This is a genomic window from Pseudomonas oryzicola (assembly GCF_014269185.2).
GTDB classification, from domain to species: domain Bacteria; phylum Pseudomonadota; class Gammaproteobacteria; order Pseudomonadales; family Pseudomonadaceae; genus Aquipseudomonas; species Aquipseudomonas oryzicola.
The window spans coordinates 520736-535775 of the sequence record NZ_JABWRZ020000001.1 but is presented as its reverse complement, the minus strand read 5'-3'; the positions used below and the strand labels follow the sequence as shown (position 1 = coordinate 535775).

General features: G+C 62.8%; 11 protein-coding genes. 2 read left to right on the top strand and 9 right to left on the bottom strand.

The window, feature by feature from the left end; all coding sequences use genetic code 11:
- Window positions 1–31 precede the first annotated feature (31 nt).
- Window positions 32–466 carry a thioredoxin TrxC gene (gene trxC / locus HU760_RS02510; protein ID WP_186672220.1) on the top strand — a complete coding sequence of 145 codons (435 nt, stop codon included), beginning with the start codon at window positions 32–34 and terminating at the stop codon, window positions 464–466.
- Here the strand turns inward: trxC and HU760_RS02505 are convergent.
- Entirely contained in the window at window positions 463–1236 is a 774-nt protein-coding gene (locus HU760_RS02505) for a ParA family protein (protein ID WP_186672219.1), read from the bottom strand. The two genes, trxC and HU760_RS02505, sit on opposite strands and share 4 nt — an antisense overlap.
- Before the next feature lie 89 nt (window positions 1237–1325).
- Window positions 1326–2219 carry a LysR family transcriptional regulator gene (locus tag HU760_RS02500; RefSeq protein WP_186672217.1) on the bottom strand — a complete coding sequence of 298 codons (894 nt, stop codon included), beginning with the start codon at window positions 2217–2219 and terminating at the stop codon, window positions 1326–1328.
- A gap of 107 nt (window positions 2220–2326) precedes the next feature.
- Here HU760_RS02500 and HU760_RS02495 point away from each other — a divergent pair, with 107 nt between their 5' ends.
- Window positions 2327–3571, top strand: coding sequence for an MFS transporter (locus HU760_RS02495; RefSeq protein WP_186672215.1), 1245 nt, complete (start codon window positions 2327–2329; stop codon window positions 3569–3571).
- 46 nt (window positions 3572–3617) lie between these two features.
- Here the strand turns inward: HU760_RS02495 and HU760_RS02490 are convergent, their stop codons facing one another.
- The 7 genes from HU760_RS02490 to aroK all read right to left on the bottom strand — a co-directional run bounded on the left by HU760_RS02490 (window position 3618) and on the right by aroK (window position 15037).
- Window positions 3618–3965, bottom strand: coding sequence for a NirD/YgiW/YdeI family stress tolerance protein (locus HU760_RS02490; protein ID WP_186672213.1), 348 nt, complete (start codon window positions 3963–3965; stop codon window positions 3618–3620).
- A 115-nt stretch (window positions 3966–4080) separates the two neighbouring features.
- Entirely contained in the window at window positions 4081–5145 is a 1065-nt protein-coding gene (hemE, locus tag HU760_RS02485) for a uroporphyrinogen decarboxylase (protein WP_186672205.1), read from the bottom strand.
- A 190-nt stretch (window positions 5146–5335) separates the two neighbouring features.
- Window positions 5336–6754, bottom strand: coding sequence for an FAD-dependent oxidoreductase (locus tag HU760_RS02480; RefSeq protein ID WP_013974599.1), 1419 nt, complete (start codon window positions 6752–6754; stop codon window positions 5336–5338).
- Window positions 6755–6860: 106 nt separating this feature from the next.
- On the bottom strand, window positions 6861–11306 hold the full coding sequence (gene gltB, locus HU760_RS02475) for a glutamate synthase large subunit (protein WP_186672203.1): 4446 nt from the start codon (window positions 11304–11306) through the stop codon (window positions 6861–6863).
- Between the two features lie 374 nt (window positions 11307–11680).
- Window positions 11681–13309: an SPOR domain-containing protein gene (locus HU760_RS02470; protein WP_186672202.1), complete on the bottom strand. Its 1629-nt coding sequence runs from the start codon at window positions 13307–13309 to the stop codon at window positions 11681–11683.
- Between the two features lie 15 nt (window positions 13310–13324).
- Window positions 13325–14422 carry a 3-dehydroquinate synthase gene (gene aroB / locus HU760_RS02465; RefSeq protein WP_186672200.1) on the bottom strand — a complete coding sequence of 366 codons (1098 nt, stop codon included), beginning with the start codon at window positions 14420–14422 and terminating at the stop codon, window positions 13325–13327.
- Window positions 14423–14518: 96 nt separating this feature from the next.
- Window positions 14519–15037 (bottom strand): shikimate kinase AroK, encoded by a 519-nt coding sequence (gene aroK, locus HU760_RS02460; RefSeq protein WP_170033370.1) that lies wholly within the window; start codon window positions 15035–15037, stop codon window positions 14519–14521.
- Window positions 15038–15040 lie beyond the last annotated feature (3 nt).

Here is a 15040-nt window from a genome sequence, read left to right as displayed (position 1 = left end):
AGGGCCCGAACAAACAACACTAGGAATTGATATGTCCGAGCCACTGGTAATCCCCTGCCCCCACTGCAACGGCCTCAACCGCCTGCCTGCCGAGCGCCTGGGCGACGCGCCGAAATGCGGCCGCTGCAAACAGGACATGCTGCTGAGCACACCCTTCGAGCTCACCGAAGCCAGCTACGCCAGCCAGATCAAAGGCGACCTGCCGCTACTGGTCGACATCTGGGCCGACTGGTGCGGCCCGTGCAAGGCCTTTGCCCCCACCTTCGAACAAGCCGCCCGCCAACTGGCCGGTCGCTGCCGCCTGGCCAAGCTCGACAGCGAAGCCAACCGCAACCTGGCCGGGCAATTGGGTATCCGTTCGATCCCCAGCCTGCTGCTGTTCAGAAACGGCCGCGAAATCAGCCGCCAGGCCGGGGCGTTCCCACTCCAGTCATTGCTGGAGTGGCTGCGCAGCCAAGGGGTTTAAGCGTTCTCTTCAAGCAGCGAATGCAACTCAACGAACTGCTGGGTCAGCTTGTGCCTGGGCTCCAGGTGAATCAGCGGCAGGCTGGCGTGATGCGACTCACGCATCTTCACCGAGCTGCCCAGGTACACCGGTAGCACCGGCAGGCCTTCCTCCAGCAGCTCATCGAGCATCTGCTGCGGCAGGCTGGCGCGGGACTGGAACTGGTTGACCACGATGCCTTCCACCACCAGATCTTCGTTGTGGTCTTCCTTGAGTTCTTCGATCTCGGCCAGCAGACCATATAGGGCCTGGCGCGAAAAACTGTCGCAATCAAAGGGGATCAATACGCGATCGGCGGCAATCAGCGCGGAAACAGCATAGAAGTTCAGCGCTGGCGGGGTATCGATATAGATCCGCTCGTAGTCCTCGTCCAGTTCGTCGAGGAGCTTACGCAGCTTGTTGATCTTGTGCTTGGCCTCCAGCTTCGGCTGCAGGTCGGCCAGCTCGGCGGTAGCAGTGACCACGTGCAGGTTGTCGAACGGGGTTTCGTAGATATCGACTTTGTTCTTCTTGCTGAACGGCCCGCTGGACAGGCTTTGCTTGAAGAAATCGGCAATGCCCATGGGGATGTCCTCGCCGGTGAGGCCGGTGAGATACTGGGTCGAGTTGGCCTGGGCATCCAGGTCGATCAGCAGGGTCCGGTAGCCTTCATTGGCACTGACCGCCGCCAGGTTGCAGGCAATGCTCGACTTGCCCACGCCACCTTTCTGATTGAACACCACGCGCCGCATGATTGACCTCCGTGTTTCAACGAATGCCCGAGTATGTGGCGGCGCCGTGGCAATGGCCAGTGCCATTTGCCGTTCACCTCTGCAGGCCGTCAGTCATAAGCCTGTCCGATGACCAATTCGGCAAACGCCTTGGCCATTGCCGACCTGCCGCGCTCGCGTTGTACCAGCCACACCGCCGTCATCGCCCCGTCATCGAGCAAGGTGCGGTACACCACCCCGTCGATGCGCATGCGCTGGAAGGACGCCGGCAGCACCGAAACCCCCAGCCCCGCCGAGACCAGGCCAATGATGGTCATCGCCTCGCCCGCCTCCTGGGCAAAATGCGGACTGAACCCCGCCTGCCGCGCCAGGCTCAACAGCTGGGCATGCAAACCGCTGCCATAACTGCGCGGGAAGAAAACGAACGGCTCATCGGCCAATGCCGCCATGTGCAGGCCATGTTCAGTACCCTCGGCCAGCGGATGCGACGCGTTGATCACCGCCACCAACGGCTCGCTGAACAACTCGGTGGCCAGCAAGCCTTCCGGCAGCGGCATTGGCCGCATCAGGCCTACTTCGATCGACTCATTGAACACCCCCTCGGCGACATCGCGACTGCTCATTTCCCTGAGGTTCAAGTGCACCGCCGGGAAACGCTGGCGGAACGCATGGATGGCCTTGGGGACCTTCGAGGTGAACGGGGCCGAGGAGGTGAAGCCGATCTTCATTTCGCCCAGCTCACCCAACTGCGCACGTCGGGCCACGTCAGCGGCCTTTTCCACCTGCGCCAGGACCTGGCGGGCTTCGTCGAGGAACAACCGCCCCGCCTCGCTCAGCTCGACCCGTCGGTTGGTACGCTCGAACAGCCGCGCGCCCAGCTCCTGCTCCAGCGCCTGGATCTGCTGGCTCAGTGGCGGCTGCGAGATGCCCAGTTGCTGGGCGGCACGACCAAAGTGCAACTCCTCGGCCACGGCAATGAAGTAACGCAGGTGGCGCAGTTCCATGATTGGCTCCGAGCAGGTCGTTAAACGTCTTAAATAGGTCGAACAATATATTGGATCTAATCATTAGCCAGCTATATGCTTTTTTCATTGCGCCAGAGGTCCCGCCTGTGAAAACTGCTGTAGCGCCCCTTCCCGCCGAGCCAAAACCCGACACCTTGAACGACATGTGGATCGAAAAGGGCACTCCTGCTTTCATGAAGACCGTGCTGGCCCTGTTCAGCGGCGGCTTCGCCACTTTCGCCCTGCTGTACTGCGTGCAGCCGATGATGCCCCTGCTGTCCAGGGAGTTTGCCATCAACGCGGCGCAAAGCAGCCTGGTGCTGTCGGTATCGACGGCGATGCTGGCGTTCGGCCTGTTGGTCACCGGGCCCATTTCCGATCGCATCGGCCGCAAGCCGGTGATGGTGTTCGCCCTGGCTTGCGCTGCACTGTCCACCTTGGCCAGCGCGGTGATGCCGAGTTGGGAGCTGGTCCTGGCCAGCCGCGCCCTGGTCGGCCTGTCGCTCAGCGGCCTGGCGGCGGTGGCGATGACCTACCTGAGCGAAGAGATCCACCCGCAGCACATCGGCCTGGCCATGGGCCTGTACATTGCCGGCAACGCTATTGGCGGCATGAGTGGACGCCTGATCACTGGTGTGCTGATTGACTTCGTCAGTTGGCATACGGCGATGCTGACCATCGGTGGCCTGGCCCTGGCAGCCGCGCTGGTGTTCTGGAAAGTGCTGCCCGAATCGCGCAACTTCCGCCCACAGGCAATGAACCCGCGCAGCCTGCTGGACGGCTTTGTCATGCACTTCAAGGATGCCGGGCTGCCCTGGCTGTTCCTCGAAGCCTTCCTGCTGATGGGCGCTTTCGTCACCCTGTTCAACTACATCGGCTACCGACTGCTGGCCGAGCCTTACCACATGAACCAGGCCTTGGTCGGCTTGCTGTCGGTGGTGTACCTGTCGGGTATCTACAGCTCGGCGCAGGTCGGCGCTTTGGCCGACAAGCTGGGTCGGCGCAAGGTTTTCTGGGCCAGTATCGTGGTGATGGCGAGTGGCTTGCTGATGACCATGGCCAGCCCGCTGCTGATGGTGATCGTCGGTATGCTGGTGTTCACCTTTGGCTTCTTTGGCGCACACTCGGTGGCCAGCAGCTGGATTGGTCGCAGGGCTTCGAAAGCCAAGGGACAGGCGTCGTCGTTGTACCTGTTCAGCTATTACGCCGGGTCAAGTGTGGCCGGTACGGCGGGCGGGGTGTTCTGGCACCAGTGGGGGTGGAATGGCATCGGGGTGTTCATTGGCAGCCTGCTGACGGTGGCATTGCTGGTGGCGCTGCATCTGAGCAAGCTGCCACCTAAATCGAGCTGAACCTCGGGGGTCGCGATGGGCTGCAAAGCAGCCCAAGAATATCGGATCAGTTGATGATCTCGACCATGTCCACATCCACTTCCCGGCTCATCAGGTGTTTCTCCACCTCACCGGTCAGCTTGACCCTGGTCTTGTCGTTGAACGGCGTCTGCGGCAGGTCTTCATCATCGATTTCCACGGTGATGGTGCCGGTGTTGTCCTTGAACTCGTACTTGTCGTCGTTGTTGATCTTTTTGGTCACGAAGCCCTGCAGCACCACTGGGGTGTCGTCGGCTGCATCGTTGGCCGCAGCTACGGTGGCCACCGACTGGGCGCCCGGACCGGTGTAGCCGGCAGCCAGGGCGGCAGTGCTGAACAGAGGGGCGAGGATCAGGGCGAGGTAGCGAGCTTTCATGAGGATCAGGTCCTGTTTGGTTTCGATAGGACCAGATTAGCGACGATCGCTGAATTAAAACTTAACGCAACAAAAAGCCCGGCACTTGGCCGGGCTTTCACTTTCAGTGATCAGCTCACTGATGGTATTGCGCCGACAGCTCATGCACGGCGTTGATGAACACGCCGGCGTGCTCCGGGTCGACTTCCGGTGTGATGCCGTGGCCCAGGTTGAACACATGGCCTGTGCCGTTGCCATAGCTGGCCAGGATGCGCGCCACCTCCTTGCGGATGGCTTCGGGCTTGGCGTACAGCACGGTCGGGTCCATGTTGCCCTGCAGCGCAACCTTGTCACCCACGCGGCGGCGGGCATCGCCGATCTCGCAGGTCCAGTCCAGGCCCAGCGCGTCGGCGCCGGCTTCGGCGATGCTTTCCAGCCACAGGCCGCCATTCTTGGTGAACAGGATTACCGGTACCTTGCGCCCTTCGTGCTCGCGGATCAGGCCGCTGACGATCTTGCGCATGTAGGCCAGGGAGAATTCCTGGTAGGCCGCCGCCGAGAGGTTGCCGCCCCAAGTGTCGAAAATCTGCACGGCCTGGGCGCCAGCGAGGATCTGCCCGTTGAGGTAGCTGGTAACCGACTGCGCCAGCTTGTCCAGCAGCAGGTGCAGGGCCTGCGGGTTGTCGTAGGCCATTGCCTTGGTCTTGCGGAAGTCCTTCGATGAGCCGCCTTCGACCATGTAGGTGGCCAGCGTCCATGGGCTGCCGGAGAAGCCGATCAGCGGCACGCGGCCGTTGAGCTCGCGGCGGATGGTGCTGACCGCGTCCATCACATAGCCGAGGTCTTTCTGTGGGTCGGGGATTGGCAGCGCTTCGATATCGGCCGGGGTGCTGATGACCTTCTTGAAGCGCGGGCCTTCGCCGGTTTCGAAGTACAAGCCCAGGCCCATCGCGTCTGGGATGGTGAGAATGTCCGAGAACAGGATCGCCGCATCCAGCGGGTAGCGGTCCAGCGGCTGCAAGGTGACCTCGCAGGCGAACTGCGGGTTCATGCACAGGCTCATGAAGTCACCGGCCTTGGCGCGGCTGGCGCGGTACTCCGGCAGATAGCGGCCGGCCTGGCGCATCATCCACACCGGGGTGACGTCTACGGGTTGCTTGAGCAGTGCACGCAGGAAACGATCGTTCTTCAGGGCAGTCATGTCGGCATCCGGAAAAAAAGTGCGGGCATTTTCTCAGACGCCAGCGCAAAAGGCACGGTCAGGGCCATGCGTTTTATCTATTGGATGCCATGGATCAAGGGTTTTTGTATACAAAGCTTCGCGAGCAAGCTCGCCCCCACAAGGTACTCGTGGATCCTGTGGGAGCGGGCCTGCCCGCGAATGCGATCGATCAGACTTCGAGGTAGTCCAGGATACCTTCGGCGGCAGTACGCCCTTCGAAGATCGCCGTCACCACCAGGTCCGAACCGCGCACCATGTCGCCACCGGCAAACACTTTCGGGTTGCTGGTCTGGTGCTTGAACTTGCCCTTCTCCGGGGCCACCACGCGGCCCTGGCTGTCCAGCTGGATGCCATGCTGCTCGAACCACGGCGCCGGGCTTGGGCGGAAGCCGAAAGCGATCACCACGGCGTCGGCTGGCAGGATCTCTTCGGAACCCGGGATCGGTTCCGGGCTACGGCGGCCACGGGCATCCGGCTCGCCCAGACGGGTCTCGACCACCTTCACGCCTTCGACCTTGTCTTCGCCGACAATGGCGATCGGCTGGCGGTTGTAGAGGAACTTGACGCCCTCTTCCTTGGCATTCTTCACTTCACGGCGCGAACCCGGCATGTTCGCCTCGTCACGACGGTAGGCACAGGTCACCGACTTGGCGCCCTGGCGGATCGAAGTACGGTTGCAGTCCATCGCGGTGTCACCACCACCGAGCACCACCACCTTCTTGCCCTGCATGTCGACGAAATCTTCCGGCGACTTCTCGAAGCCCAGATTGCGGTTGACGTTGGCGATCAGGAAGTCCAGCGCGTCATGCACGCCCGGCAGGTCCTCGCCCGGGAAGCCGCCCTTCATGTAGGTGTAGGTGCCCATGCCCATGAACACTGCGTCGTACTCGGCGAGCAGTTGCTCCATGGTCACGTCCTTGCCCACCTCGGTGTTCAGGCGGAACTCGATACCCATGCCGGTGAACACTTCGCGGCGGTTGCTGAGCACGGTCTTTTCCAGCTTGAACTCGGGGATGCCGAAGGTCAGCAGGCCGCCGATTTCCGGGTTACGGTCGAACACCACCGGGGTCACGCCAGCACGCACCAGCACATCGGCACAGCCCAGGCCGGCCGGGCCGGCGCCGATGATGGCGACGCGCTTGCCGGTTGGCTTGACCTTGGACATGTCCGGGCGCCAGCCCATGGCGAAGGCGGTGTCGGTGATGTACTTCTCGACCGAGCCGATGGTCACCGCGCCGAAGCCGTCATTGAGGGTGCAGGCGCCCTCGCACAGGCGATCCTGCGGGCATACGCGGCCGCACACTTCCGGCAGGGTGTTGGTCTGGTGCGACAGCTCGGCCGCCGCCAGGATGTTGCCTTCGGAAACCAGCTTCAGCCAGTTGGGGATGAAGTTGTGGACCGGGCACTTCCATTCGCAATACGGGTTACCGCAGCCCAGGCAGCGGTGCGCCTGCTCCACGGACTGCTGCGGCTTGAACGGCTCGTAGATTTCCACGAACTCCTTCTTGCGCTGGCGCAGCAGCTTTTTCTTCGGGTCCTTGCGGCCCACTTCGATGAACTGGAAGTCGTTGTTCAGACGTTCAGCCATTTTTCAAAACCTCTTTACCGCAGTTGTCAGCCCCAGGCTGCAAGCTGCAAGACGATCACTTGAGCACGACAGGCCCCGCGCACGGGGCCGTCACTTGCAGCTGTTGTTACTGCGGGTTGGCACGGGTGCTGGACAGCAACTGCTTCAGGTTGGCCGCCTTCGGCTTCACCAGCCAGAAGCGCCGCACGTAGTCGTCCAGGTTCTCCGAGAGCTCACGCCCCCACTCGCTGCCGGTCTCCTCGACGTACTCGGCAAGGACTCGCGCCAGGTGGCTGCGATAGGCCTCCATCGCTTCACCACTGATCCGCTGGATTTCCACCAGCTCGTGGTTGAGTTTGTCGACGAAGGTATTGTCCATGTCGAGCACGTAGGCGAAGCCGCCAGTCATGCCAGAACCGAAGTTGTAACCGGTCTTGCCCAACACGCAGACAAAGCCGCCGGTCATGTATTCACAGCAGTGATCGCCAGTGCCCTCGACAATAGCGTGGGCGCCAGAGTTACGCACAGCGAAGCGCTCGCCTGCGGTACCGGCAGCGAACAGCTTGCCGCCAGTGGCGCCGTACAGGCAGGTGTTGCCGACGATGGCGCTGTGCTGGGTTTCGAAGGGGCTGCCGGCTGGCGGCACGATGGTGACCTTGCCACCGGTCATACCCTTGCCGACGTAGTCGTTGGCGTCGCCTTCCAGGTGCAGGTTCAGGCCCCCGGCGTTCCACACGCCGAAACTCTGGCCCGCAGTGCCCTTGAAGCGGAAGGTGATCGGCGCTGCAGCCATACCCTGGTTGCCGTGCAGACGGGCGATCTCGCCCGACACGCGGGCACCGATGGACCGGTCGCAGTTGCAGATGTCGAGGCTGAACTCGCCACCGGCCTGGTCACGGATAGCCGGCATGGCCATTTCAACCATTTTCTCGGCCAGCTCGCCCTGGTCGAACGGCGGGTTCCTGTCCACTTCGCAGAACTGCGGCTTGTCCGCCGGGATGTGCGAGCTGCCCAGCAGCGGCGACAGGTCGAGGTACTGCTGGCGCTCGGTGTCGCCTGGCAGTACATCGAGCAGGTCGGTACGGCCGATCAGCTCGCCCAGGCTGCGCACGCCCAGCTTGGCCAGCCATTCACGGGTTTCTTCGGCCACGAAGGTGAAGAAGTTGATCACCATGTCGACAGTGCCGATGTAGTGATCCTTGCGCAGCTTGTCGTTCTGCGTGGCGACGCCGGTAGCGCAGTTGTTCAGGTGGCAGATGCGCAGGTACTTGCAGCCCAGGGCGATCATCGGTGCGGTGCCGAAGCCGAAGCTTTCGGCGCCGAGGATGGCTGCCTTGATCACGTCCAGGCCGGTCTTCAGGCCGCCGTCGGTCTGCACCCGTACCTTGCCGCGCAGGTCGTTGCCGCGCAGGGTCTGATGGGTCTCGGCCAGGCCCAGCTCCCACGGGGCACCGGCATACTTGATCGACGTCAGCGGCGAAGCACCGGTGCCACCGTCGTAGCCGGAAATGGTAATCAGGTCAGCGTAGGCCTTGGCCACACCGGCGGCGATGGTGCCGACACCGGCTTCAGCAACCAGTTTGACCGATACCAGGGCCTGCGGGTTGACCTGCTTGAGGTCGTAGATCAGCTGGGCCAGGTCTTCGATCGAGTAGATGTCATGGTGCGGTGGTGGCGAAATCAGAGTCACACCCGGCACCGCGTAGCGCAGCTTGGCGATCAGGCCGTTGACCTTGCCGCCTGGCAGCTGGCCGCCCTCACCGGGCTTGGCGCCCTGGGCAACCTTGATCTGCAGCACTTCGGCGTTGACCAGATATTCCGGGGTCACGCCAAAGCGACCGGTGGCCACCTGCTTGATCTTCGAGCTCTTGATGGTGCCGTAGCGCGACGGGTCTTCACCGCCCTCACCCGAGTTGGAGCGCGCACCCAGGCGGTTCATGGCCTCGGCCAACGCCTCATGCGCCTCTGGCGACAACGCGCCCAGCGAAATACCGGCGGAGTCGAAGCGCTTGAGGATGGCCTCCAGCGGTTCGATCTGCTCCAGCGGCAGCGGCTGGTCGGCCACTTTCACCTTGAGCAGGTCGCGGATCATCGACACCGGGCGCTGGTCGACCAGCGTGGTGTATTCCTTGAACTTGGCGTAGTCGCCCTGCTGCACAGCGGCCTGCAGGGTGTTGACCACGTCCGGGTTGTAGGCGTGGTATTCGCCACCGTGGACGAACTTCAGCAGGCCACCTTGCTGGATCGGCTTGCGCGCGCTCCAGGCTTCGGCAGCCAGCAGCTTCTGGTCGCTTTCCAGGTCTTCGAAGCGCGCACCCTTGATGCGGCTGGACACGCCCTTGAAGCTCAGGCCAACCACTTCTTCGGACAGGCCGATGGCTTCGAACAGCTGCGCACCACGGTACGAGGCGATGGTGGAGATGCCCATCTTCGACAGGATCTTCAACAGGCCCTTGGAGATGCCCTTGCGGTAGTACTTGAACACTTCGTCCAGGTCGCCCAGCACTTCGCCGGTGCGGATCAGGTCGGCCAGCACTTCGTAGGCCAGGTACGGGTACACGGCCGAGGCACCGAAGCCCAGCAGCACGGCGAAGTGGTGCGGGTCACGGGCGGTAGCGGTTTCCACCAGGATGTTGCTGTCGCAGCGCAAGCCCTGTTCGGTCAGGCGGTGGTGCACCGCACCAACGGCCAGCGAGGCATGCACCGGCAGCTTGCCCGGGGCGATGTAGCGGTCGCTCAGCACCAGTTGGGTCTTGCCAGCGCGCACCGCTTCTTCGGCCTGGTCGGCGATGTTGCGGATGGCCGCTTCCAGGCCGACGCTCTCTTCATAGTTGAGGTCGATCAGCTGGCGGTCGAAGCCTTCGCGCTCAAGGTTCATCAGCGAGCGCCACTTGGCCGGCGAGATGACCGGCGAGCTGAGGATCACCCGCGAAGCATGTTCCGGGGATTCCTGGAAGATGTTGCGCTCGGCGCCCAGGCAGATTTCCAGGGACATGACGATCGCTTCGCGCAGCGGGTCGATCGGCGGGTTGGTCACCTGGGCGAACTGCTGGCGGAAGAAGTCGTACGGTGAGCGCACGCGCTGCGACAGCACGGCCATCGGCGTGTCGTCCCCCATCGAACCGACCGCTTCCTGGCCCTGCTCGCCCAGCGGGCGCAACACCTGGTCACGCTCTTCGAAGGTGACCTGGAACATCTTCATGTATTGCTTGAGCTGGTCGGCATCGTAGCTGGCCACGCCCTGGTCGTCGGTCAGCGTTGCCTGGATGCGCGTGGCATGCTGACGCAACCAGCGCTTGTACGGGTGGCGCGACTTCAGGCGATTGTCGATGGCATCGGTATCGAGGATCTGGCCGGTTTCGGTGTCGACGGCGAAGATCTGCCCCGGGCCGACACGGCCCTTGGCGATGACGTCCTCTGGCTTGTAGTCCCACACGCCGATTTCCGACGCCAGGGTGATGTAGCCGTTCTTGGTGGTCACCCAGCGCGCCGGGCGCAGGCCGTTGCGATCGAGCAGGCACACCGCGTGGCGGCCTTCGGTCATGACGATACCGGCCGGGCCATCCCACGGCTCCATGTGCATGGAGTTGTATTCGTAGAAGGCGCGCAGGTCGGCGTCCATGGTCTCGACGTTCTGCCAGGCTGGTGGTACCAGCATGCGCACGCCACGGAACAGGTCGATGCCACCGGTAACCATCAGCTCGAGCATGTTGTCCATGCTCGATGAGTCGGAACCGACACGGTTGACCAATGGGCCGAGCTCTTCGAGGTCGGGGATCAGGTCATTGGCGAACTTGGTGCGACGGGCCATCGCCCAGTTGCGGTTGCCGGTGATGGTGTTGATCTCGCCGTTGTGGGCGAGGAAGCGGAATGGCTGCGCCAGCGGCCATTTCGGCAGGGTGTTGGTGGAAAAGCGCTGGTGGAACACGCAGATCGCGGTTTGCAGGCGCTCGTCACCCAGGTCCGGGTAGAACGCCGCCAGATCGCGCGGCATCATCAGGCCTTTGTAGATGATGGTCTTGTGCGAGAAGCTGCAGATGTAATGGTCGACGTCGTGCGCGTTGGCCACGGACGAACGGCGACGAGCACTGAACAGCTTGATGGCGAATTCCTGGTCGCTCAGCCCTTCGCCACCAATGAATACCTGCTCGATCTGCGGCAGGCGCTCCAGGGCGAGGCGGCCGAGTACGCTGGTGTCGATCGGCACCTTGCGCCAGCCAACCAGCTTCAGGCCGGCGGCGATGATTTCGCGGTCCATGTTGGCACGGGCAGCTTCGGCTTTGACCGGGTCCTGGTTGAAGAACACCATGCCGACGGCATACTGCCTGGGCAGCTCGACGGCGAAGTGCTCCTGGGCCACGGCACGCAGGAACTGATCGGGCTTCTGCATGAGCAGGCCGCAACCGTCACCGGTCTTGCCGTCGGCGTTGATGCCGCCGCGGTGAGTCATGCAAGTCAATGCCTGCATGGCGGTTTGCAGAAGGTGGTGGCTCGGCTCGCCCGTCATGTGGGCGATCAGGCCAAAACCACAGTTGTCCTTGAATTCTTCGGGATGGTACAGACCTGTTTTCATAGACACATTCTCACCAGGTTCACCTCTCAACGGAGGTAAATCTCTTTTTTAACAACCACTTACCATCCACGCCGATCAAACGCCAGCTTTTTTGCGGTGGCCATGGAAAACCATTGTTGCACAGCGACAGCGATGCTCACAAATTTTCATGTCTCACCATTGAAAATTTATGTCGCAATTTTGAATGTTTTTACGCCATGCGCCGTGATAGCGGCTTGGCTCGAGTCTGAAGCGTTTCAGCCATGACTGCAAGTAAGGCTTGTGGCCGACAGTCCGGGACAGAAAAGCCTGCCGCGCTCGGGCGCAGCAGGCTAGTCGAAGTTCTGTAATCGCTCAGCAACTGGGCAGCGGGGGTGTTGCCGCCCGGAAGGTAATCAGCGAGCCGTGGCAAGCTCTTGTTGAACGCTGCCAACGGTACGTGGCCAAGGTTTACCAGCCTGGACCTTCGCTGGCAAGTTCTTGATTGCCGCAACCGCAGCATCACGGCTGGCGAAGTTGCCGTAGGTGACGACGTACAGCGGTTTGCCCTGGAGGTTTTTCTTGAAGTAGCGATAGTCGCCACCCTGAGCCTTGACGAAGGCCTGGGCCGACGCTTCGGAGCTGGTACCGAGGATCTGCACCACGTAATTGCCCGGCTTCTGCCCGGCGTACCAGCCACTGTTGCCACTGCCACCAGCCACTGGCTTCTCGGCAGGTTTGGCGGCCGGCTTGGCCACGGCGACCTGGGTCGGCGCCGGGGCAGGCTTGGCAGGCGCAACCGGCTTGGCAGGCTGGGTTGCAACAGGTTTAGGCACAGGCGCAACCGGCTGCGACTGCACCGGCTGGGCAGGTGCAACGGCAACAGGCTGGGCAGGTACCGGCGCCGGACCTGCCTGTACGCCTTGCGGCGGTGCGATGGTGGTCACAGTTGGCGGCGGGTTGCCAGGCTGCAGCGCGGTATCGCCAGCCGGGCTGCCTTCTTCACCCTCGCCCATGCCTGCAGCCTGGGCCAGCGGCTCGCGCATCACCGGCTGTGACTGGCCAACCAGTGGCAGCGGCATCGGCTGGGACGAACCCGAGAATTCGATGGCCGGGCTGCCAGCGTTGCCCTGGCCTTCACCCAGTGGCAACTGGGCCTGGGCGACGGGCGCTTCGGCAGGCGCCTTGTCGCCTTTCTTGGGCATCAATACCGCGGCCGCAACAGCGACCACGACCACAGCGGACAGCGCGAGCACGTGTTTTTTAGGCATCTTGAACCCCATGGATGGTCGCTTGGCCGTCGAGCGGCTGGCGATCATGGCTTCGATCAAAGTGTCACGGGCGACCTGGTTGATGTTGCCAGGCCAACCGTCAGAGTTTTCATGGATATCGACGATCTGTTCGCGGGTGAACACCTCGATGCCCCGGCCAGCCCCTTCCAGGCGCTGCTCCAGATACTCGCGGGTTTCTTCTTCGCTGTAGGGGGCGAGCTCGATGATGTGGAAACGTTCTTCCTCGATATTCAGCTCGTCCAGCCCGGCAATCAGCGAAGGCTCACCGAACAGGAACACATGCGGACGCCCTTCCGGTACGCCAGCGGCCAATTCCAGCAACGCTTGGAGTGCCGACTCGTCGAGTTGTTCCGCATCGTCCACCAGCAAATACACTTCCTGGCCAGTCAGTGCCAGTTGCACCACCTTGGCCAGTATCGCCTGCATTTCTGGCTGCGCCACGTCCAGGTTCTGCGCGACCTGGCCAAGTACGCTGGCGGCGTCACTGGCGCCCCGGGCAGACACCACGACGCTCTGCACCGCCTGCTTGTTGGTGCTGGCCACCAGGGCCTGGCGCAGCAAGGTCTTGCCGCTGCCCAGCGGGCCGCTGACCACCAGCATCAACTGGCTGTAGCGCGCCAGGTGGTGCAACTGGCCGAGCACGGGCTTGCGCTGGGCCGGGAAAAACTTGAAGCCGGGCACGCGGGGCGCGAACGGATCGTGGCTCAACTGGTAATGGTCGAGAAAGGCCTCATCGGCATGCAAACTGGTCATTGCGCTGTCACAACCTCAAAGCTGGGCCACGATCGCGCGGTAATCCGCCGACAAGGTGGCCTGTAGAATCTCTTTCGGATAGTCGTCGGTCACAACGGCCTCGCCCATCTGGCGCAGCAGCACCAGACGCAGACGACCGTCGAGCACCTTTTTGTCGACCGCCATGTGCTCCATGAAATGCGCCGGGGTCATTTCCTGTGGTGGCACCACCGGCAAACCTGCGTCCTGCAACAGGCGGATTCCGCGATCGCGCTCGGCCTGGCTGATCCAGCCAAGGCGCATGGACATTTCCAGGGCCATCACCGTGCCCGCCGCCACGGCTTCGCCGTGCAGCCACACGCCATAGCCCATGTGGGTCTCGATGGCATGCCCGAAGGTATGCCCCAGGTTCAGCGTGGCACGCACGCCTGACTCGCGTTCGTCAGCCCCCACCACCGCGGCCTTGGCCGCGCAGGAGCGGCGAATGGCTTCGGTCAGCGCTGCCGGCTCGAGGGCACGCAGCGCCTGCATATTGTCCTCGAGCCAGGCGAGGAACGGCTTGTCGCAGATCAGGCCGTACTTGATCACTTCGGCCAGGCCGGCGGACAGCTCGCGCGCCGGCAGGGTCTTCAGGGTGGTGGTATCGATCATTACCGCATTGGGCTGGTAGAAGGCTCCGACCATGTTCTTGCCCAGCGGGTGATTGATACCGGTCTTGCCCCCTACCGAGGAGTCGACCTGGGATAGCAGGGTGGTCGGCACCTGGATGAAGTCGACACCACGCTGGTAGCAGGCGGCGGCGAACCCGGCCATGTCACCGATCACGCCCCCACCCAGGGCAACCACGGTGGTGCGGCGGTCGTGGCGCGCCGCCAGCAGGCCATCGAAGATCAGTTGCAGGGTTTCCCAGTTCTTGTGGGCTTCGCCATCGGGCAACACCACTGGCAGTACCGAATAGGCACCCAAGGTCTTGCTCAGGCGTTGGAGATACAGGGGCGCGACGGTTTGGTTGGAAACGATGGCAACCTGCCGCCCGGCGATATGTGGTGCCAGCAGCTCGGGCTGGTCCAGCAGCCCTTCGCCAATGTAGATCGGGTAGCTACGCTCGCCCAGGTCGACCTTTAGTGTCTGCATGTATCCCCACAATGTGCTTGGGCGCGGCGCCGTTGGGCGGCCCACGCGGTTACGTTCAACCTCGCCTCGGCGCAGGTGGCCGAGAATAGTCCCGGGTTAACGGGGCGGCAACTGCTGCAAGCGCTCGAGAATGTCGATCACCACCATGCGTGGCGGCCGCTCGTCGGTTTCCACCACCAGGTCGGCGATCTCGCGGTACAGCGGGTCGCGCGTCTCCAGCAGGGAGCGCAAGGTTGCCTCGGGATTGGCCGTACGCAGCAGGGGGCGATTGCGGTCGCGCGCGGTACGGCCAACCTGCTGTTCCACCGAAGCATGCAGGTAGATCACCCGGCCACCCCGGCGCAGCGCCTGGCGATTGGCTTCGCGCATCACGGCGCCACCACCGGTGGCCAGGACCACGCCGTCGAGTGCGCACAGTTCGGCGATCATCGCCTGTTCGCGGTCACGGAAACCCGGCTCGCCTTCCTTGTCGAAAATCCACGGGATGTTGGCGCCGCAGCGCAGTTCGATTTCCTTGTCGGAATCCTTGAACAGCAGGCGCAGCTCTTTGGCCAATAGGCGTCCGATGGTGCTTTTTCCAGCACCCATGGGTCCCACAAGTATCAAATTTCGCACAGA